The following is a 19,762-nucleotide window of genomic DNA, read 5'->3' on the forward strand; positions in this document are numbered from 1 at the left end:
CCAGAACGGGGGCTGTCGTAGCAACAGTCTGGTTATTGGTCGAGGCCGGCAGTGGTGTGCCGGATGTGCATGGGCGGGGGTGGAGTGGCCCAGGCAAGGTGTCTGCCGTGGTGAACTAAACTGTCACAAGGCTTACGGAAATTATTATAGCAACCCTTGCAGATAACACTATCGGCAAGGTAGCGACGTATCTGCAAGTTTCGTGTGTTTTTTGTTACGGCGATAAACAACGGTTTGAACAACAACGCTGTTGCAAGATGCCTTCGGGCATACGTGGCAGCCGCAAGAAAAGAAAAACGGCCTTGCCTGGGCAAGGCCGTGCCTGGGACTTCTTTGGTGGGTACCTGACCAGTCTCTCCAAGAAGCCACATGGTGGCAGTGAAAAGGTATAAGCAACCCGTCGAATCGTCAATTGCGATTATCGGCCAATCGTTCGATAATCGCCCTTCGGGAGCGCTTTTTTCTCAGGCAGCGGTGCCCGTCGTACTGATTGACCATGCAAAGGACCCGGAATGAACGATCAACTGCGCAATTCATTCACTTCACTGGCCCCGCCCATCGTGGCGTCGCCGGCCAAGCGTATCCAGGCCTTCGCCGGCGATCCGGACTTCATGACCTCGCTGGCGCGCGGGCTTGCCGTGGTGCAGGCGTTCCAGGAGCGCAAGCGCCACCTGACCATCGCCCAGATCAGCCACCGCACCGAGATCCCGCGCGCAGCCGTGCGCCGCTGCCTGCACACGCTGATCAAGCTGGGCTATGCCACCACCGATGGCCGCACCTATTCGCTGCTGCCCAAAGTGCTCACCCTGGGCCATGCCTACCTGTCGTCCACACCGCTGGCGGTTACCGCCCAGCCGTACCTGGACAGCATGAGCGAGCAGCTGCACGAGGCCTGCAACATGGCCACCCTGGAAGGCGACGACATCCTTTATATCGCCCGTTCCGCCACCACCCAGCGGCTGATCTCGGTGGACCTGGCGGTGGGCGGTCGGCTGCCGGCCTATTGCACGTCCATGGGCCGCATCCTGCTGGCAGCGCTGGACGACGTGACCCTCAAGGACTACCTCGACCACGTCGAGCTGCAGCCCAAGACCAGCCGCACCCTGACCTCGCGCGAAGCGCTGCTCGAATGCCTGCAGCTGGTGCGCCAGCAAGGCTGGTGCATCGTCGACCAGGAACTGGAGCAGGGCCTGCGCTCCATCGCCGTGCCGGTGTACGACGCCTCGGGCCAGGTGCTGGCCGCGCTGAACGTCAGCACCCACGCCGGCCGTGCCAGCCGCACCGACCTTGAACAGCGCATCCTGCCGATCATGCTCAACGCCAGCCGCGGCCTCAGCGCGCAATTGTTCTCCTGAGCCACCCAGCGGTTGCTGTTCGATAAACGCACAGATCCACGTTTGTCGAATTGCGCCGCGCAGCGCTGCTGATTAATGTCGCCCGCACAGGTCGAGCCCGACTCGACCCTTCCAATAATAAAGTGCAGAGGTTGACCCCATGACTCCGATCCCCTTCGTGCGCCTGCGATCCCGCGGAGCCTGACCCCCTTTCAGCTATTCTTTTGAATATGCGGCCCCGTGCCTGCATACGTGCGCTTGCGCGTCTCTTGCGGAAATAAAAATAATGAATCGTCCCCAAACCGCTGTAGGGAACTGCCTCGATGTGCAGTCCTTCATCAACGCCCAGCCGCTGTCTCGCTACCAATGGCGAGTGGTCATCCTGTGCTTCCTGATTGTCTTCCTCGATGGCCTGGACACCGCCGCCATGGGCTTCATCGCCCCGGCGCTGTCCCAGGACTGGGGCATCGACCGCGCCAGCCTCGGCCCGGTGATGAGCGCCGCGCTGATCGGCATGGTGTTTGGCGCCCTGGGCTCCGGCCCGCTGGCCGACCGCTTCGGCCGCAAGGTGGTGCTGGTCGGCGCGGTGCTGCTGTTCGGCGCCTTCAGCCTGGCGTCTGCCTACAGCGGTAACGTCGACCAGTTGCTGGTGCTGCGCTTCCTCACCGGCCTGGGCCTGGGCGCCGGCATGCCCAACGCCACCACGCTGTTGTCCGAGTACACGCCCGAGCGCTTCCGCTCGCTGCTGGTCACCAGCATGTTCTGCGGCTTCAACCTGGGCATGGCCGGCGGCGGTTTCATCTCCGCCAAGCTGATCCCGGCCTACGGCTGGCACAGCCTGCTGCTGGTGGGCGGCCTGCTGCCGATCGTGCTGGGCGTGGTGCTGCTGGTGTGGCTGCCTGAATCGGCGCGCTTCCTGGTGGTGCGCAACCGTGGCACCGACCGCATCCGCAAGACCCTGGCGCCCATCGCCCCGGCGGTAGTGGCCGAGGCGGGCAGCTTCAGCGTGCCGGAGCAGAAGACCGTGAAGGGCCGCAACGTGCTGGCGGTGATCTTCTCGGGCACCTACAGCGCCGGCACCCTGCTGCTGTGGCTGACCTATTTCATGGGCCTGGTGATCGTTTACCTGCTGACCAGCTGGCTGCCGACGCTGATGCGTGACAGCGGCGCCAGCATGGAACAGGCCGCCTTCATCGGCGCGCTGTTCCAGTTCGGCGGCGTGCTCAGCGCCGTGGGCGTGGGCTGGGCCATGGACCGCTTCAATCCGCACAAGGTCATCGGCACCTTCTACCTGCTGGCCGGCGTGTTTGCCTACGCCGTGGGCCAGAGCCTGGGCCACATCACCGTGCTGGCGACCCTGGTGCTGGTGGCGGGCATGTGCGTGAACGGCGCGCAATCGGCGATGCCGTCCCTCGCCGCGCGTTTCTACCCCACCCAGGGCCGCGCCACCGGCGTATCGTGGATGCTGGGCATTGGTCGCTTCGGCGCCATCCTGGGTGCCTGGATGGGCGCGACCCTGCTGGGCCTGGGCTGGAACTTCGAACAGGTGCTGACGGCGTTGGTGATCCCGGCGGCGCTGGCCACAACTGCGGTGGTCATCAAAGGCATGGTCAGCCACGCTGACGCAACCTGAGGTTCGCGTAGGAGCCGACCTTGGTCGCGATGAGCGCGCCGCCGATCGCCAGGCAGGTGAATCGGCGCTGGCCGCATCGCGACCAAGGTCGGCTCCTACAAGGATACATAGCAAGGCAAGGATTGGTTCGGTGATCGCACAAAAGGTCGATTATCGGATTGTTTCAACAAATTCGGCAGCTTACTCTGCTACCCATTCCGGCGTGCCCCTCGCGCCTTTTTTTATTCTGAGCTGCCACCGCTCACGGCCCGTTACCAGGAGAAGATTGATGCGTGAAGTATTCATCTGCGACGCGATTCGCACCCCCATCGGCCGTTTTGGCGGTGGCCTGTCCACCGTGCGTGCCGATGACCTGGCGGCTGCGCCCATCAAGGCCCTGATTGAACGCAACCCGCAAGTGGACTGGAACGCGGTGGACGAAGTGTTCCTGGGCTGCGCCAACCAGGCCGGCGAAGATAACCGCAACGTGGCGCGCATGGCGCTGCTGCTGGCCGGCCTGCCCGAGTCCATCCCCGGCGTTACCCTGAACCGCCTGTGCGCCTCGGGCATGGACGCCATCGGCACTGCCTTCCGCGCCATCGCCAGCGGCGAAATGGAGCTGGCCATCGCCGGCGGCGTCGAGTCCATGTCCCGCGCCCCGTTCGTGATGGGCAAGGCTGACGCGGCGTTCTCGCGCAACATGAAGCTGGAAGACACCACCATCGGCTGGCGCTTCATCAACCCGCTGATGAAGGCCCAGTACGGCGTGGACGCCATGCCCCAGACCGCCGACAACGTCGCCGACGACTACAAGGTTTCGCGCGCCGACCAGGACGCCTTCGCCGTGCGCAGCCAGCAGCGCACCGCCGCCGCCCAGGCTGCCGGCTACTTCGCCGAGGAAATCGTGCCCGTGCGTGTTGCCCACAAGAAGGGCGAGACCATCGTCGACACCGACGAACACCCACGCGCCGACACCACCCTGGAAACCCTGGCCAAGCTCAAGCCGGTCAACGGCCCGGACAAGACCGTCACCGCCGGCAACGCCTCGGGCGTCAACGACGGCGCCGCCGCGCTGATTCTGGCCTCGGCCGAAGCCGTGAAGAAGCACGGCCTCAAGCCACGTGCCCGGGTGCTGGGCATGGCCAGCGCCGGCGTTGCCCCGCGCGTCATGGGCATCGGCCCGGTGCCAGCGGTACGCAAGCTGATCGAGCGCCTGGGCGTGGCGGTCAACGATTTCGACGTCATCGAACTCAACGAAGCCTTCGCCAGCCAAGGTTTGGCCGTCATGCGCGAACTGGGCCTGGCCGACGACGCCCCACAGGTCAACCCCAACGGCGGCGCCATTGCCCTGGGCCACCCGCTGGGCATGAGCGGCGCGCGCATCGTCATGACCGCCTTGCACCAGCTGGAGAAAACCGGCGGCAAGAAAGGCCTGGCGACCATGTGCGTCGGCGTTGGCCAAGGCCTGGCACTGGCCATCGAACGCGTCTGATACAGAGCAGTCCGGTTACCCGAAACGCCCATCGGCCTCCACGCAAGGCCGCTGGGCTTTCGGGTAATTGTTTTGTTGAGGGAGGTTGTTACGGTATATGTCTTACCAGTACCAACCTTAACGAGTGATAAGAACATGACAACAACTCACTACACCGGCGAAGAGCGGAGCAAACGCATCTTTGCAATCGTCGGCGCTTCCTCGGGCAACCTGGTCGAATGGTTCGACTTCTACGTGTATGCCTTCTGCGCGATTTACTTCGCACCGCATTTCTTCCCGTCCGCCGATGCTACCGTGCAGTTGCTCAACACCGCAGGCGTGTTCGCGGCCGGCTTCCTGATGCGCCCCATTGGCGGCTGGATCTTTGGCCGCGTGGCCGACCGCCACGGCCGCAAGAACTCCATGATGATCTCGGTGCTGATGATGTGCGCCGGTTCGCTGGTGATCGCCTGCCTGCCAGGCTATGAAAGCATCGGCCTGCGGGCCCCGGCCCTGCTGCTGTTGGCGCGCCTGTTCCAGGGCCTGTCGGTGGGCGGCGAATACGGCACCACCGCTACCTATATGAGTGAAGTGGCCCTGCGTGGCCAGCGTGGCTTCTTCGCCTCGTTCCAGTACGTGACCCTGATCGGCGGCCAATTGCTGGCTGTGCTGGTAGTGGTAATCCTGCAGCAAGTGCTCAGCGAGGACGAACTGCGTGCCTGGGGCTGGCGCATTCCGTTCGTGGTCGGCGCCATCGCCGCGGTGATCTCGCTGCTGCTGCGTCGCACCCTGAAGGAAACCACCAGCGCCGAGACCCGCAAGGACAAGGACGCCGGCAGCATCGTCGGGCTGTTCCGCAACCACACCCCGGCCTTCATCACCGTGCTGGGCTACACCGCCGGCGGCTCGCTGATCTTCTACACCTTCACCACCTACATGCAGAAGTACCTGGTGAACACCGCGGGCATGACCGCCAAGACCTCCAGCTTCGTCATGACCGGCGCACTGTTCCTGTACATGTGCATGCAGCCGCTGTTCGGCATGCTCGCCGACAAGATCGGCCGTCGCGCCTCAATGCTGTGGTTCGGCGCCCTGGGCACGCTGTTCACCCTGCCGATCCTGCTGGTGCTGAAAACCGTGACCAGCCCGTTCCTGGCGTTCGTGCTGATTACCCTGGCCCTGGCCATCGTCAGCTTCTACACCTCGATCAGCGGCCTGGTCAAAGCCGAGATGTTCCCGCCGCAGGTGCGTGCCCTGGGCGTGGGCCTGGCCTACGCCGTGGCCAACGCCATTTTCGGCGGCTCGGCGGAATTCGTCGCCCTGAGCTTCAAGACCGGCGGCAACGAAAACGCGTTCTACTGGTACGTGACGATCATGATGGCCATCGCCTTCCTGTTCAGCCTGCGCCTGCCCAAGCAGCCGTCGTACCTGCATCACGATCACTGATCCAGCCAGCGCGCGCCTGACACGGGCGCGCGCCTTTAAGGAAGGTTTATGAGCGAGAGACCGAGCAACCAACTGTTCGACGCCTACTTCAGCGCCGATGCCATGCGCGACATTTTCAGCGACCGTGGCCGCGTGCAGGGCATGCTGGATTTCGAAGCGGGCCTGGCCCGTGCCGAGGCCCGCGCCGGGGTGATTCCTGCTGAAGCGGTGGCGCCGATCGAGGCGGCCTGCCAGGCCTCTCGCTACGATTACCAGGCGCTGGGCCAGGCCATTTGCAGCGCCGGCAACTCGGCCATTCCGCTGGTGAAAATGCTCGGCAAGCAGATCGCCAGCCAGGCGCCGGAAGCCGAGCGCTACGTGCACCTGGGTGCCACCAGCCAGGACGTGATGGACACCGGCCTGGTGCTGCAATTGCGCGATGCCCTGCAGCTGCTGGAGGCTCGCCTCGCCACCCTGGGCGACTCCTTGGCGCGTCAGGCCGAGCGCTACAAGGCCACGCCACTGGCGGGCCGCACCTGGCTGCAACACGCCACGCCCGTGACCCTGGGCATGAAAATAGCTGGCTGGCTGGGTGCGGTCACCCGCAGCCGCCAACGCCTGCAAGAACTCAAGCCGCGCCTGCTGGTGCTGCAATTTGGCGGGGCTTCCGGTTCCCTGGCGGCACTGGGTGACAACGCCATGCCCGTGGCTGAAGCCCTGGCGCAAGAGCTGCAACTGACCCTGCCCGAGCAACCCTGGCACACCCAGCGCGACCGCCTGGTGGAGTTCGCCTCGGTGCTGGGCCTGGTCGCCGGCAGCCTGGGCAAGCTGGGCCGTGACGTCAGCCTGCTGATGCAGACCGAAGCCGCCGAAGTCTTCGAACCCTCGGCGCCGGGCAAGGGTGGCTCGTCGACCATGCCGCACAAGCGCAACCCGGTGGGTGCCGCCGTGCTGATTGGCGCCGCTACCCGCGTGCCGGGCCTGGTCTCCACCATGTTCGCCGCCATGCCCCAGGAGCACGAGCGCAGCCTGGGCCTGTGGCACGCCGAGTGGGACACCCTGCCGGAGATCTGCTGCCTGGTGGCCGGCGCCCTGGAGCAGGCGCAGCTGTTCGCCGACGGCCTGGAAGTGGACGCCGCGCGCATGCTCAAGAACCTCGACCTGACCCAGGGCCTGGTGCTGGCCGAAGCGGTCAGTATCGTCCTGGCCCAGCGCCTGGGCCGCGACGCCGCGCACCATCTGCTGGAGCAGTGCTGCAAGCGCGCCGTGGCCGAAAAACGCCACCTGCGCGCCGTGCTCGGCGACGAGCCGAAGGTGACCGCCGAACTTTCCGCGGACGAGCTTGATCGTCTGCTCGACCCCGCGCACTACCTGGGCCAGGCACAAACCTGGGTCGAGCGTGCCGTGGCTGAACATTCCCGTTTTAGTGCCTGAGGAGAACCGTTGTGGGCAAGATTCAACTCGCTGATGGTGAACTGAACTACCAACTCGATGGCCCGGCTGACGCGCCGGTGCTGGTGATGTCCAACTCCCTGGGCACGTCCCTGGAAATGTGGGACACGCAGATCGCCGGCCTGACCCAGCATTTCCGCGTGTTGCGCTATGACACCCGCGGCCACGGCGGTTCGCTGGTTACCGAAGGCCCGTACAGCATCGAGCAACTGGGCGGCGACGTGATCGCCCTGCTGGACGCCCTGCACATCGAGCGCGCGCATTTCTGCGGCCTGTCCATGGGCGGCCTGATCGGCCAGTGGCTGGGCATCAACGCCGGCGAGCGCCTGCACCGCCTGATCGTCTGCAACACCGCGGCCAAGATCGGCAACCCCGACGTGTGGAACCCGCGCATCGAGATGGTGCTGCGCGACGGCCAGGCGGCCATGGTCTCCCTGCGCGACGCCTCCATCGCGCGCTGGTTCACCCCTGACTACGCCGAGGCCAACCCGGCCGAAGCCAAGCGCATCACCGACATGCTGGCCGCCACCTCGCCCCAGGGCTACGCGGCCAACTGCGGCGCGGTGCGTGACGCCGACTTCCGCGAGCAACTGGGCGCCATCAAGGTGCCGACCCTGGTCATCGCCGGCACCGGCGACGCGGTCACCACCCCGGCCGACGGTCGCTTCCTGCAAGAACACATCAAGGGCGCCGAATACGCCGAGTTCTATGCGGCGCACCTGTCCAACGTACAGGTTGGCGAACCCTTCACCCAGCGCGTGCTGGATTTCCTGCTGGCCAAACACTGATAGTCGAGGAGTCATCCGTGGACGAGAAAGAACGCTACAACGAAGGCATGAAAGTTCGCCGCGCGGTGCTGGGCGACGCCCACGTGGACCGCAGCCTGACCAACATCACCGAGTTCAACGGTGAGTTCCAGGAAATGATCACCCGCCACGCCTGGGGTGACATCTGGACCCGTCCGGGCCTGCCGCGTCACACCCGCAGCCTGATCACCATTGCCATGCTGATCGGCATGAACCGCAATGAAGAGTTGAAGCTGCACCTGCGTGCTGCGGCCAACAACGGCGTGACCCGCGCGGAGATCAAGGAAGTGCTGATGCAGAGCGCGATCTACTGCGGGATCCCGGCGGCTAACGCTACGTTCCACCTGGCGGAGTCGGTGTGGGATGAGTTGGGTGTCGAGTCGCGCGAATAAGCGCGGGGCTTGAAATACCAAAAGGGCGATGAGAAATCATCGCCTTTTTTTATTCGCTGTTGGCAGCCGCCACCACTATCGGCTTTTGATCTTGATCCCGTGCGGCCTTTGATCTTGATTGTGTGCCCCGTAAAGCGCCAGGGCCGACTGGAGGCGCCGAGCAAGCGGTCCGAGGCGGAGCCGAGGAAGACGGAACCGGAGACGCTTCTATTCCGGGCCGTCGTCCGCTTGATCGGCGCCGGAGGGAGGGGACCCGCAGCGAAGCGTAGGGACCAAGCAGGGGCAAGCCTTTTTTGCTTACTTTTTGTGGCGTTTGACAAAAAGTGAGTCGGCGTAAGGCCGAAAAGGTGATTCTGCATCACCCTTGGTAATGGATATGTTCACGATGGTCGGATCCCGCTTCTGACGTTTCTGGATATATCCATTTTCGGGGTGCGACCACCGACCGTTTCGCCCTTACGGCGACTCACTTTTTGGCAGTCGCCCCAAAAAGTAAGCAAAAAAGGCTTGCCCCTGCTTGGGCCCTCCGCTGCGCTACGGGTCCCCTCCTTCCGGCGCCGCTCAACGGGCAGACGGCACCCGCTATAGAAGCCTGCGGGTTACCGTCTCTTCGGCCTGCGGCCTCGGCCCTTCGGGCAGCCCGTTGATCGACGCCTCCAGTCGGCCCGGGCGCTTTACGGGGCATACAATCAAGATCAAGAGCCAGATCAAGATCAAGATCAAGATCACGATCAAAAGCCAAAGCCAAGCAGGTCAACGGCAGGTTGGCGGCGGGGGAGATGTGGGGGAAGGGCAGAAACGAAAACGTCGCCGCAGCCTGACGGCAGCGGCGACGCAGTTGCGGCGGGGGTTACAGGATGCTGATCGGGTACGACACGATCACGCGGTTCTCGTTGAACTGGTTGGTGCCATAGTCACGACGCATGGTCGAGTTGCGCCACCGCAGGTTCAGGTCTTTCAGGGTGCCTTCCTGGAAGGTGTAGGCGATTTCCGATTCGCGGCCCCACTCGCTGCCACCGTCGATGGTCGCGGTGTGGATGTTGTCACCGTGGATGTAGCGGTTCATCAGGGTCAGGCCCGGGACGCCAACGGCGGCGAAGTTGTAGTCATGGCGCAGCTGCCAGGACCGTTCCTGGGCGTTGTCGTAGCTGGAGTTGTAGCTGTCGTTCGCCAGGGTGCCGCCGCTGGTGCCGTTGACGCGCATCCAGTTGCTGTCGCCGGTCAGTTTTTGCAGGCCGACGTAGAAGGTGCTGCCGCCGTACTTGGCCGAGAGCATGGCCGAGTAGGTGTTGTTGTCCAGCTTGCCGTCCAGCGCGCTGCCGTCGTCGGAGCCGTGGAAGTAGCCCAGGTTGGCCCCCAGGGTCCAGGCGCCCACCGGCTGCGAGTGGATCAGTTGCAGGTATTGCTGCTTGTAGATGTCTTCCAATTGCGAGTACCAGGCGCCTACCAGGGTGCGCTTGTCGTTGAAGGTGTACTCGGCACCGGCGAAGTTGAAGCGATCGGACTCGTGGCTGGTGTTGCCGGTCAGCTGCATGGGCAGCATGCTCGCGTCGTTGCGCGGGCTGTTGTCGCGGAACTGGCCACCGTACAGGGTCAGGTTGGTGATTTCCTTGGAGGTGATCTGCGCGCCGCGGAAGGTCTGCGGCAGCGAACGACCGTCGTCCGAGCGCAGGATCGGCAGCACCGGCATCCACTCGCCCACTTTCAGTTCGGTGTTGGAGATCTTGGCCTTCACCGCCACGCCCAGGCGCCCGAAGTTGTCGACCGCCTTGCCGCTGCTGTCCAGGGGCAGCAGTTGAGTGCCGCTGGTGCCGCCACCGCCGTCGAGTTTCTGCGAGTACAGGCCCAGCACGTCGACGCCGAAGCCGACCACGCCCTGGGTAAAGCCGGACTTGGCATCGAGGATGAAGTTCTGCGTCCACTCGGCCTGGGTGCCTTGTGGGGCCTTGTCGTCGGTGAAGTTGCGGCCGAAGTAGAAGTTGCGCAGGGTCAGGTTGACCTTGGCGTCTTCCATGAAGCCACCGGTGTCGTCTGCCATCACGGGCAGGGAAGAGCCGGCGATGGCCAGGGCGATCAGACTGTGAGCGTAGGACGAGCGAGTGATGGCTTTCATTATTGTTCTGGTCTCTCTAATTATTGGCAACAGGGGGCCGTCGCGACGGTTGTTCAAGTCGTCGTGATTCATGCAGTTCTGGCGTTGCGGGTGGGTCAGCTGGAAAGCGGAGAGAGGGTGTGCATGGTGGCTTTACCTGTTGTTATTGTGTTTTTTGTGTTCGGGATCTGGCGATTCCTTCACCGGTCCTGTTGAGCGGATGGTGCTTGGTCGCAAGGGGTGAATCAATCTGTCGCACCTGAAACGGGGCGATAAACGAACACTAACTAACTTGTTAGTTCCGCACAACCCCCTTCATTTTTGTTAGCGCATGTGTTTTATAACATTGATTCTGACAAAATTGACAGAAATTCATCAGTTATCGTACATCTTTGGTGGGCCCTGGACGCGGCCTTTGGCCGCTGCTACGTGGGGGGCACGAAAAAGCCCGCCGGGGAGGGCGGGCTTCTGGTGTTGCGGGGCAGCTATCAGCTTTTCGGTGCTTCAGCCTGGTCCTGCTTGGCCTGGGCATCGCCGGTCTGCTGATACCAGCCACCACCCAGCGCCTTGTACAGGTTGACCTCGCTGGTCAGCTGCGAGAGGCGGTCGCTGATGGCCGACTGCTGGGCGCTGAACAGCGAGCGCTGGGCGTCCAGGAAGGTCAGGTTGCTGTCCACGCCAATGCGGTAGCGGCGCTCTGCCAGGCGGTAGTAGTCCTGGTTGGCTTGCACCAGGTCTTTCTGCGCCTGCAGCTGTTCCTTGAAGGTCTTGCGCGCCGCCAGGCCATCGGAGACTTCCTGGAAGGCGGTCTGGATGGATTTTTCGTAGTTGGCGACGTTGATGTCCTTCTGGATCTTCGCGTAGTCCAGGCTGGCCTTCAGGCTGCCGGCGTTGAAGATCGGCAGGTTGATCGAAGGCGCGAAGGTCCAGGCGCCCTGGCCACCCTTGAACAGGTTGCCCAGCTGCGAGCTGGCGCTACCCGCCGAGGCGGTCAGGGTGATGCTTGGGAAGAACGCCGCGCGGGCCGCGCCGATGTTGGCGTTGGCGGCCTTCAGGGCGTGCTCGGCTTCAAGGATGTCCGGGCGACGCTGCAGCAGGTCGGACGGCAGGCCGGCCGGTACTTCGGTCAGCAGGTCGCCGTCGAGCGGCTGCGGCTTGGCCAGGTTGGCCGGCAGCGGGCCGCCCAGCAGCAGCACCAGGGCGTTTTCGTCCTGGGCCACCTGGCGTTGGTACTTGCTCAGGCTGACCTTGGCGGTTTCCACCGAGGTGCGCGCCTGGGCCAGGTCCAGCGCCGAGGACACGCCCACTTCGCTGCTGCGCGAGGTCAGCCGGTAGCTTTCCTCGTAGGCCTTCAGGGTTTCCTGGGTCAGCTTCTGCAGGTTCTGGTCGGCCTGCCAGGTGTAGTAGGCGTTGGCCACGCTGGCCACCAGGCTGATCTGCGTGGAGCGACGCGCTTCCTCGCTGGACAGGTAGGTTTCCAGCGCCTGCTGGCTGAGGCTGCGCACGCGGCCCCAGAGGTCCAGCTCGTACGAGCTGATACCCAGGTTGGCGGTGTACTCGCCACCCACCGCGACCTTGCCGGTAGAGCTCAGGTCGGCCGGGGTGCGGGCACGGGTGCCGGTGGCGTTGGCGCTGACCGCCGGGAACAGGTCCGCACGCTGGATGCGGTACTGCGCCTGGTAGGCCTGCACGTTGAGGATCGCCACTTTCAGGTCACGGTTGTTGACCAGCGATTCCTGGATCAACTGCTGCAACGCCTGGTCGTGGAAGAATTGCTGCCAGCCCTGCTCGGCGGCGGCCATGCTGGCTGCCTGGGCAGGCGAATACGCCTGCCCTTGCGGGTACTGGGCCGGCACAGGCGCGGCCGGCTGCTTGTAATCCGGAATCAGCGAGCAGCCGCTGAGGATGGCCGCGGCGACCGCGATGGACACTAGGGACTTGCTCATTGCCCAGCCTCGTTACGTGGGGTTTGGGTCGATTCGATCGACTCGTGCGACGCGTGCTCATCCTTCTTGCGCTTGTCACCGAACAGCGCTGACACCGACACGAAGAACAGCGGTACCCAGAACAGCGCCAGGGTAGTGGCCGTGATCATGCCGCCGATCACGCCGGTACCGATGGCGTGCTGGCTGCCCGAGCCGGCGCCGTGGGAGATGGCCAGTGGCACAACACCCAGGATGAACGCCAGGGACGTCATGATGATCGGGCGCAGACGCATCCGGCAAGCCTCGATGGCCGCTTCGGTGTAGCTGCGGCCCTGCTCATGCAGTTCCTTGGCGAACTCGACGATCAGAATGGCGTTCTTCGCCGCCAGGCCCACCGTGGTCAACAGGCCCACCTGGAAGTACACGTCGTTGGACAGGCCGCGCAGGCTGGTGGCCAGCAGCGCACCGATGATACCCAGCGGCACCACCAGGATGACCGCGATCGGGATCGACCAGCTTTCATACAAGGCTGCCAGGCAGAGGAACACCATCAGCATGGAAATGGCGTACAGCGCCGGTGCCTGGGAACCCGACAGGCGTTCCTCGTAGCTCAGGCCGGTCCAGGACAGGCCCACGCCTTTGGGCAGCTTGGCGGCAATGCGTTCCACTTCGGCCATGGCCTCACCGGTACTGTAGCCAGGCGCTGGCGAACCGAGGATCTCGATACCTTCCACGCCGTTGTAGCGGGCCAGTTTCGGCGAGCCGTAGATCCACTTGCCGCTGGCGAAGGCCGAGAACGGCACCATGGTGCCGGCGCTGTTGCGCACGTACCACTTGTTCAGGTCTTCAGGGTTCATGCGCGAGTTCGCCTGGCCCTGCACGTACACCTTCTTCACCCGACCGCGGTCGATGAAGTCGTTGACGTAGCTGCCACCCAACGCCACCGACAGGGTGGTGTTGATGTCGGCGATGGTCACGCCCTGGGCGCTGGCGCGTTCGTCGTCGATTTCCAGCTGGAACTGGGGCTCGTCGTTCAGGCCGTTAGGACGGGTCTGCGTGAGGATCTTGCTTTGTGCGGCCATGCCCAGGAACTGGTTGCGCGCTTCCATCAGCTTGTCGTGGCCGATGCCGGCACGGTCCTGCAGGTAGATGTCGAAGCCGGTGGCGTTACCCAGCTCCAGCACCGCAGGCGGTACGAAGGCGAACACCATCGCGTCGCGCAGGCTGAAGAAGTGCTGTTGGGCACGGGCCGACAGCGCGGCAGCGGTGTTGTCGGCGTTACGCTCGTCCCACGGCTTGAGCATGATGAAGGCCATGCCCGAGCTCTGGCCGCGGCCGGCGAAGTTGAAGCCGTTCACGGTGAACACCGAGCTTACCGCGCCTTTCTCGTCGTTCAGCAGGTACTTGCGCATGTCGTCGATGACGGTCTGCGTGCGCTGGGCGGTTGAGCCTGGCGGGGTCTGCACCTGGGCAAAGATCACGCCCTGGTCTTCTTCCGGCAGGAACGAGGTAGGGATGCGCGTGAACAGCCACGCCATGCCCACCACGATCAGCACGTAGGCCAGCAGGTATGGCACTTTGCGGCGCAGCACGTGGCCCACGCCAGCTTCGTACTTCTGCACGCCGCTGTCGAAGGTACGGTTGAACCAGTTGAAGAAACGACCGTGCTTGTGGTGATCCTCGCCCTTCTTGATGGGCGCGAGCATGGTGGCGCACAGCGCCGGGGTGAAGATCAGCGCGACCATTACCGACAGGGCCATGGCCGAGACGATGGTGATGGAGAACTGACGGTAGATCACGCCGGTGGAACCGCCGAAGAACGCCATCGGCAGCAGTACCGCCGACAGCACCATGGCGATACCCACCAGGGCGCCCTGGATCTGGCCCATGGACTTCTTCGTGGCTTCTTTGGGTGACAGGCCTTCCTCGGCCATCACCCGCTCCACGTTTTCCACCACCACGATGGCGTCGTCCACCAACAGGCCGATCGCCAGCACCATGCCGAACATGGTCAGGGTGTTGATGGTGAAGCCTGCGGCGGCCAGGATACCGAAGGTACCCAGCAGTACCACGGGCACTGTCATCGTGGTGATGATGGTGGCGCGGAAGTTCTGCAGGAACAGGTACATCACCAGGAACACGAGGATGATCGCCTCGACCAGGGTTTCCACCACGTTATGGATCGAGGTGGTGACCACTGGGGTGGTGTCGTACGGGAACACGGCCTTCACGCCAGGCGGGAAGAAGGGTTCCAGGTCGGCGATGGTCTGGCGGATCGCCTTGGCAGTGTCCAGGGCGTTGGCGCCGGTGGCCAGCTTGATGGCCAGGCCGGAGGCCGGAGCACCGTTGAACTGCGCATCGATACTGTAGTTCTCACCGCCCAGGCCTACTTCGGCGACATCGCCTACGCGTACCTGGGAACCGTCGGTGTTGACCTTCAGGAAGATGTTGCGGAACTGCTCGGCCGTCTGCAGGCGGGTCTTGCCGATGATGGTGGCGTTCAGCTCCTGGCCGGCCACGGCAGGCAGGCCGCCCAGCTGGCCGGAGGACACCTGCACGTTCTGCGCCGAGATGGCGGTGGAGACATCGCCCGGGGTCAGCTGGTACTTGTTCAGCTTGGCCGGGTCGAGCCAGATACGCATGGCGTACTGGGCACCGAACACCTGGAAGTCACCCACGCCCGAGGTACGCGAGATGGGGTCCTGCATGTTAGAGACGATGTAGTTACTCAGGTCGTCCTTGGTCATGCTGTTGTCGGTGGACACCAGGCCCACCACCATCAGGAAGTTCTTCACCGCCTTGGTCACGCGGATACCCTGTTGCTGCACTTCTTGCGGCAGCAGCGGGGTCGCCAGGTTCAGCTTGTTCTGCACCTGGACCTGGGCGATGTCAGGGTTGGTGCCCTGGTTGAAGGTGGCGGTAATGGTCATGCTGCCGTCGGAGTTACTTTCCGAGGCGACATAACGCAGGTTGTCGATACCGTTGAGCTGTTGCTCGATCACCTGCACCACGGTGTCCTGCACGGTCTGTGCAGAGGCGCCTGGGTAGGTTACCTGGATGGCGATGGCCGGTGGCGCGATCGCCGGGTACTGGTTGATCGGCAAGCTGAGGATCGATAGAGCACCGACCAGCATGATCACCAGGGCAATTACCCAGGCGAAAATCGGACGGTCGATAAAGAATTTCGACATGGTTTACTCCCCTTTGCCGCCTGCGGACGCATTGGTGGCGGGGGCAGGGTTCGCAGGTTTGACGTTGGTCGCTTCGGTCGCCTTGACCTCGATGCCTGGCTTGACGTACTGCAGGCCTTCGGTGATCACGCGGTCACCGGCCTTCAGGCCATCTTCCACCAGCCACTGGGTGCCGACGGTGCGGCTGGCTTTCAGCTCACGCAGCTCGACCTTGTTGTCGGCATTCACCACCAGTGCGGTCGGGGTGCCTTTCAGGTCGCGGGTCACGCCTTGTTGCGGCGCCAGGATGGCCTGGGCGGCAACGCCGGCTTCCAGCTGGGCGTGCACGAACATGCCCGGCAGCAGGGTGTGGTCGGGGTTGGCGAACACGGCGCGCAGGGTGACGGAACCGGTGGTTTCGTCGACCGACACTTCCGAGAACTCCAGCTTGCCTTCCTGGGCGTAGGTGCTGCCGTCTTCCAGGGTCAGCTTGACCTTGGCGGCGTTGTCACCGGCCTTCTGCAGGGCGCCGCTGGCCAGTTCGCGGCGCAACTTCAGAATCTCCGCCGAAGACTGGGTCACGTCAACGTAGATTGGGTCCAACTGCTGGATGGTCGCCATGGCGTCGGTCTGGCCGCTGGTGACCAGGGCGCCTTCGGTCACGCCCGAACGGCCAATGCGGCCGGTGATCGGTGCGTAGACCTTGGTGTACTTCATGTTGATCTGCGCAGTCATCAGCGCCGCTTCGTTCTGCAATTGCGTGGAACGGGCGTTGTCGTATTCCTGGCGGCTCACGGCCTGCTCGTTGATCAGCTGCTTGTAGCGATCAGCCAGCGACTTGGATGCCTGCAGGGTGGCCTGGGCGCTGGCCAGGGTGGCCTCGTACACCGACGGGTCGATCTGGTACAGCTGCTGGCCGGCCTTGACGTCCGAGCCTTCGGTGAACAGGCGCTTGAGAATGATGCCATTGACCTGAGGACGGACTTCAGCCACACGGAAGGCAGTGGTGCGGCCCGGCAGTTCGGAGGTCAGTGTGTAGGCTTGTGGTTGCAGGGTTACGACGCCGACCTGAGGAGTTTGTGGGGCGGGGGCCGCCTCTTCCTTTTTACAGCCGCTGAGCAAAGTGGCCAGGGCGACGGCGGAAACCAGAGCGGTAACAGCTGGCTTGAATTGCATGAAGATCCTCGGGTCAGGAGCACTGTGAATGCTCAAGAATAGTGGAATGGCAAAAAAGAGGTGCTACTAGATTAGTAGCTTACTAACGAATATACTTACATTCATGGTTGTTTGTAAACACCCGAAGGCCCCTGAAAACGCCTTACGGGTACGATTCAGCAAGCGCGGTAGCAGGCACACAAACGCCGCACCGTCCCGACCCCGACTGCCGAACACAGCGGGGCCCCCGAAAGAGGTTTTTACTGCCATGGTCCGACGTACTAAAGAGGAAGCCCAGGAGACGCGGAACCAGATTCTGGAAGCTGCCCAGAACGCTTTCTACGAGCGTGGCGTGGCGCGCACCACCCTGGCCGACATCGCGGCGCTGGCGGGCGTGACCCGCGGTGCCATCTATTGGCATTTCAGCAACAAGGCTGACCTGGTGCAGGCGATGCTCGATTCCCTCCATGAACCGTTGGACGAACTGGCGCGGGCCAGCGAGAGTGAAGAGGAACTCGACCCGTTGGGCTGCATGCACAAGTTGCTGGTGCATTTGTTCCAGCAAGTGGCGCTGGACCCCAGCACGCGGCGCATCAACGAGATCATGTTCCATAAATGCGAGTTCACCGACGAGATGTGTGACATTCGGCGCCAGCGTCAAGCTGCCAGCCTGGACTGCAACGTGCGCATCGATCTGTCCCTGCGCAACGCGGTCAACCGCGGGCAGTTGCCCGAAGACCTGGATATCGCTCGCGCCGCGGTGGTCTTGCATGCCTATATTGACGGCATGCTGGGGCAGTGGTTGTTGGTGCCAGATAGTTTTGACCTGAATCAGCAGGCCGAAAAATGGGTTGACGCATGTTTCGATATGCTGCGCCTGAGCCCGGCGCTGCGCAAATGAAAGTGTGATTCCAGTTGTATCAACGTATAAGCTGATAGCAGAATTAATAATTATTGGCTGTGTGCCATTATCCACGTTCAACCTGGGTTTGGATAGTTAGCCGGCTAAGTATTTTCTGTTTTGGCGCCGAGCGTGTGAATGACTTCGCAGACCAACCTGCTGGACCGCAACGACCAGCCCCTCAAGGGCATCGGCCTGATCTGCCTCGCGACACTACTATTTGCCAGCCACGACGCCTTGTCGAAATTCCTCTCCGGTATCTACCCGATTGTCATGGTGGTATGGGCGCGTTATCTGGTTCATACCTTATTGATGCTGGTGGTATTTGTGCCGCGCACTGGCCTTTCCAGCGTTATTCGTACCAAGCGTCCGGGGCTGCAGTTGGTCCGCGCCTTGTGCCTGATTGGTACCAGCCTGCTGTTTACCACTGGCCTGCGTTATATTCCGCTGGCCGAGGCCACTTCGGTCAACTTCCTCGCGCCCTTGTTGGTCACTGCCCTGTCCGTGGTGATATTGGGCGAGCGAGTTACCCGCAGCCAATGGGGCGCGGTGCTCACGGGGTTTATCGGGGTATTGATCGTGGTGCGGCCGGGGGGAGACCTGTTTACCCCGGCCATTCTCTACCCGCTCGGTTCAGCGCTGTGTTTCGGCTTCTATCAGCTGATTACACGCAAACTCAGTGACATCGACAGCCCCACCACCAGCAACTTCCTGGCTGGCATATTCAACACGCTGATCATGTCAGCTTTATTGCCGTTCTTCTGGGTGCGCCCCGATTGGCTGCACGCGCTGTTCATGATCGGCCTGGGCACCTGCGGCATGCTCGGCCACCTGCTGCTTACCCAGGCGTTTCGCCACGCACCGCCGGCCATGCTGGCGCCGTTCAGCTACGGGCAGATCCTGTTCGCCGGCATGTATGGCTTCCTGATCTTCGACCACACCCCCGATAGTTGGGCGCTGACCGGCATCGCGGTCATCTGCCTGAGTGGCCTGGCGGTGGCCTGGGCACAACGCAAACGCTGAATCGGCGGCTACGCTCTGTTGGAATTACAACAACAAGAGGTGTGGCCCATGAAGGATTTCAGGCGCTGGCTGCTGGTGCTGTTGGCGGTGCTGTCACCGCTGGCACTGGCCGCGGGCAACGACGATGCCAGGGAGGCGGCAGCCGCCAAGGCGCTGCTGGAAAAGGCCCTGGCCTATTACCACGACAACGGCGACAAGGCCTTCGCTGCGTTCAGCCGCCAGGGGCAGTTCATCGACGGCGACCGCTACGTGTTCGTGGTCGACACCCAGGGCGTGATGCTCGCCAGCGGTGGCCCGTCGGCGGCGCTGATCGGGCGCAACGTCAATGACGTCATCGGCCCCGACCTGCAGCAGGCGTTCAAGCAGGCGGTGAATATCCCCGAGGCCAATGGCATCCAGCAGACCGAATACAAATGGCAGAACTGGCAGGACGGCCGCGTGGAGCGCAAGCGCGTGTTCTACCAGCGCATCGGCAACCGCATCCTTGCCGTGGGCTACTACCTGCCGCGCGCCTCGCCGCAACAGGCCCAGGCCCTGCTGGACAAGGCCGTGGCCGCCATCAAGAGCGACCAGAAACAGACCGTGCAGGACATCAACAACCTCAAGGGTGGCTTCCTGCACGATGACCTGTACGTGTTCGTCGTCGACCTCAACAGCCACCGCTACGTGGCCCACGGCACCAACCAGCGGCTGGTGGGCGTGGACTTCACCACCGTGCGCGACCCCGACGGCAAGCCGGTGGGCGAGCCGATCCTGGCGCTGATGGCCAAACAGGACAGCGGCGAGTACGACTACCGCTGGCGCAACCCGGTGACCAGCCACGTGGAGGACAAGCACGTGTATGTGCGCAAGGTGGGGCTGGTGATGGTTGCCGTCGGCTACTACAGCCGTTGATGTTGCTGCCGTACGCGATGTCGTTGTAGCCGCTGCCGCCAGGCTGCGCTGGCCCGTGAATACGCTGAAAATCTCCAGTGAGGCTCAGGGCCAGCGCAGCCTGGCGGCAG

14 protein-coding genes are annotated in these 19,762 nt (G+C 63.3%); 10 read left to right on the forward strand and 4 right to left on the reverse strand.

Features of this window, described 5'->3' with window-relative positions:
- Positions 1–512: 512 nt before the first annotated feature.
- The 7 genes from pcaR to pcaC all read left to right on the forward strand — a co-directional run bounded on the left by pcaR (position 513) and on the right by pcaC (position 8,492).
- A complete protein-coding gene (pcaR, locus tag AC0Z2B_RS07045; RefSeq protein WP_416426716.1) occupies positions 513–1,355 on the forward strand; it encodes a pca regulon transcriptional regulator PcaR in 843 nt (280 codons plus the stop codon).
- 265 nt (positions 1,356–1,620) lie between these two features.
- Positions 1,621–2,967, forward strand: a complete 1,347-nt coding sequence (gene pcaK, locus AC0Z2B_RS07050) for a 4-hydroxybenzoate transporter PcaK (protein WP_416426714.1) — start codon at positions 1,621–1,623, stop codon at positions 2,965–2,967.
- A 265-nt stretch (positions 2,968–3,232) separates the two neighbouring features.
- Positions 3,233–4,438, forward strand: coding sequence for a 3-oxoadipyl-CoA thiolase (gene pcaF, locus AC0Z2B_RS07055; protein WP_416426713.1), 1,206 nt, complete (start codon positions 3,233–3,235; stop codon positions 4,436–4,438).
- Between the two features lie 135 nt (positions 4,439–4,573).
- Entirely contained in the window at positions 4,574–5,863 is a 1,290-nt protein-coding gene (locus AC0Z2B_RS07060; protein ID WP_476295705.1) for an MFS family transporter, read from the forward strand.
- A gap of 48 nt (positions 5,864–5,911) precedes the next feature.
- A complete protein-coding gene (locus AC0Z2B_RS07065) occupies positions 5,912–7,276 on the forward strand; it encodes a 3-carboxy-cis,cis-muconate cycloisomerase (RefSeq protein ID WP_476295706.1) in 1,365 nt (454 codons plus the stop codon).
- An 11-nt stretch (positions 7,277–7,287) separates the two neighbouring features.
- Positions 7,288–8,082 carry a 3-oxoadipate enol-lactonase gene (gene pcaD, locus AC0Z2B_RS07070; protein WP_476295707.1) on the forward strand — a complete coding sequence of 265 codons (795 nt, stop codon included), beginning with the start codon at positions 7,288–7,290 and terminating at the stop codon, positions 8,080–8,082.
- Between the two features lie 17 nt (positions 8,083–8,099).
- Positions 8,100–8,492: a 4-carboxymuconolactone decarboxylase gene (pcaC, locus tag AC0Z2B_RS07075; RefSeq protein WP_027976947.1), complete on the forward strand. Its 393-nt coding sequence runs from the start codon at positions 8,100–8,102 to the stop codon at positions 8,490–8,492.
- An 850-nt stretch (positions 8,493–9,342) separates the two neighbouring features.
- On the opposite strand, the gene AC0Z2B_RS07080 is transcribed toward pcaC, so the two are convergent.
- The 4 genes from AC0Z2B_RS07080 to AC0Z2B_RS07095 all read right to left on the reverse strand — a co-directional run bounded on the left by AC0Z2B_RS07080 (position 9,343) and on the right by AC0Z2B_RS07095 (position 16,855).
- Positions 9,343–10,605, reverse strand: coding sequence for an OprD family porin (locus tag AC0Z2B_RS07080; RefSeq protein WP_476295708.1), 1,263 nt, complete (start codon positions 10,603–10,605; stop codon positions 9,343–9,345).
- 467 nt (positions 10,606–11,072) lie between these two features.
- Positions 11,073–12,530: an AdeC/AdeK/OprM family multidrug efflux complex outer membrane factor gene (gene adeC / locus AC0Z2B_RS07085; RefSeq protein WP_476295709.1), complete on the reverse strand. Its 1,458-nt coding sequence runs from the start codon at positions 12,528–12,530 to the stop codon at positions 11,073–11,075.
- The gene (locus tag AC0Z2B_RS07090; protein ID WP_476295710.1) at positions 12,527–15,700 is read right to left on the reverse strand and encodes an efflux RND transporter permease subunit; all 3,174 of its coding nucleotides are present in this window, start codon (positions 15,698–15,700) and stop codon (positions 12,527–12,529) included. The genes adeC and AC0Z2B_RS07090 overlap by 4 nt, the downstream gene beginning before the upstream one ends.
- A 3-nt stretch (positions 15,701–15,703) precedes the next feature.
- The gene (locus AC0Z2B_RS07095) at positions 15,704–16,855 is read right to left on the reverse strand and encodes an efflux RND transporter periplasmic adaptor subunit (RefSeq protein WP_416426704.1); all 1,152 of its coding nucleotides are present in this window, start codon (positions 16,853–16,855) and stop codon (positions 15,704–15,706) included.
- Between the two features lie 247 nt (positions 16,856–17,102).
- Between AC0Z2B_RS07095 and AC0Z2B_RS07100 the strand changes: the two genes are divergently transcribed.
- From AC0Z2B_RS07100 to AC0Z2B_RS07110, 3 genes are all read left to right on the forward strand, one after another.
- Positions 17,103–17,735 (forward strand): TetR family transcriptional regulator, encoded by a 633-nt coding sequence (locus AC0Z2B_RS07100; RefSeq protein ID WP_476295711.1) that lies wholly within the window; start codon positions 17,103–17,105, stop codon positions 17,733–17,735.
- 138 nt (positions 17,736–17,873) lie between these two features.
- Positions 17,874–18,758: a DMT family transporter gene (locus AC0Z2B_RS07105; protein ID WP_416426700.1), complete on the forward strand. Its 885-nt coding sequence runs from the start codon at positions 17,874–17,876 to the stop codon at positions 18,756–18,758.
- Between the two features lie 48 nt (positions 18,759–18,806).
- The gene (locus AC0Z2B_RS07110; RefSeq protein ID WP_476295712.1) at positions 18,807–19,652 is read left to right on the forward strand and encodes a cache domain-containing protein; all 846 of its coding nucleotides are present in this window, start codon (positions 18,807–18,809) and stop codon (positions 19,650–19,652) included.
- Positions 19,653–19,762: the final 110 nt, after the last annotated feature.

Source organism: Pseudomonas sp. GYB4201, from assembly GCF_056312595.1.

Excerpts from the sequence above, each read along its gene's own strand:
- pcaR (WP_416426716.1), top strand. The coding sequence starts at position 513 with ATGAACGATCAACTGCGCAATTCATTCACTTCACTGGCCCCGCCCATC.
- pcaK (WP_416426714.1), top strand. The coding sequence starts at position 1,621 with ATGAATCGTCCCCAAACCGCTGTAGGGAACTGCCTCGATGTGCAGTCC.
- AC0Z2B_RS07060 (WP_476295705.1), top strand. The coding sequence starts at position 4,574 with ATGACAACAACTCACTACACCGGCGAAGAGCGGAGCAAACGCATCTTT.
- AC0Z2B_RS07065 (WP_476295706.1), top strand. The coding sequence starts at position 5,912 with ATGAGCGAGAGACCGAGCAACCAACTGTTCGACGCCTACTTCAGCGCC.
- AC0Z2B_RS07080 (WP_476295708.1), bottom strand. The coding sequence starts at position 10,605 with ATGAAAGCCATCACTCGCTCGTCCTACGCTCACAGTCTGATCGCCCTG.
- adeC (WP_476295709.1), bottom strand. The coding sequence starts at position 12,530 with ATGAGCAAGTCCCTAGTGTCCATCGCGGTCGCCGCGGCCATCCTCAGC.
- AC0Z2B_RS07090 (WP_476295710.1), bottom strand. The coding sequence starts at position 15,700 with ATGTCGAAATTCTTTATCGACCGTCCGATTTTCGCCTGGGTAATTGCC.
- AC0Z2B_RS07095 (WP_416426704.1), bottom strand. The coding sequence starts at position 16,855 with ATGCAATTCAAGCCAGCTGTTACCGCTCTGGTTTCCGCCGTCGCCCTG.
- AC0Z2B_RS07100 (WP_476295711.1), top strand. The coding sequence starts at position 17,103 with ATGGTCCGACGTACTAAAGAGGAAGCCCAGGAGACGCGGAACCAGATT.
- AC0Z2B_RS07105 (WP_416426700.1), top strand. The coding sequence starts at position 17,874 with ATGACTTCGCAGACCAACCTGCTGGACCGCAACGACCAGCCCCTCAAG.
- AC0Z2B_RS07110 (WP_476295712.1), top strand. The coding sequence starts at position 18,807 with ATGAAGGATTTCAGGCGCTGGCTGCTGGTGCTGTTGGCGGTGCTGTCA.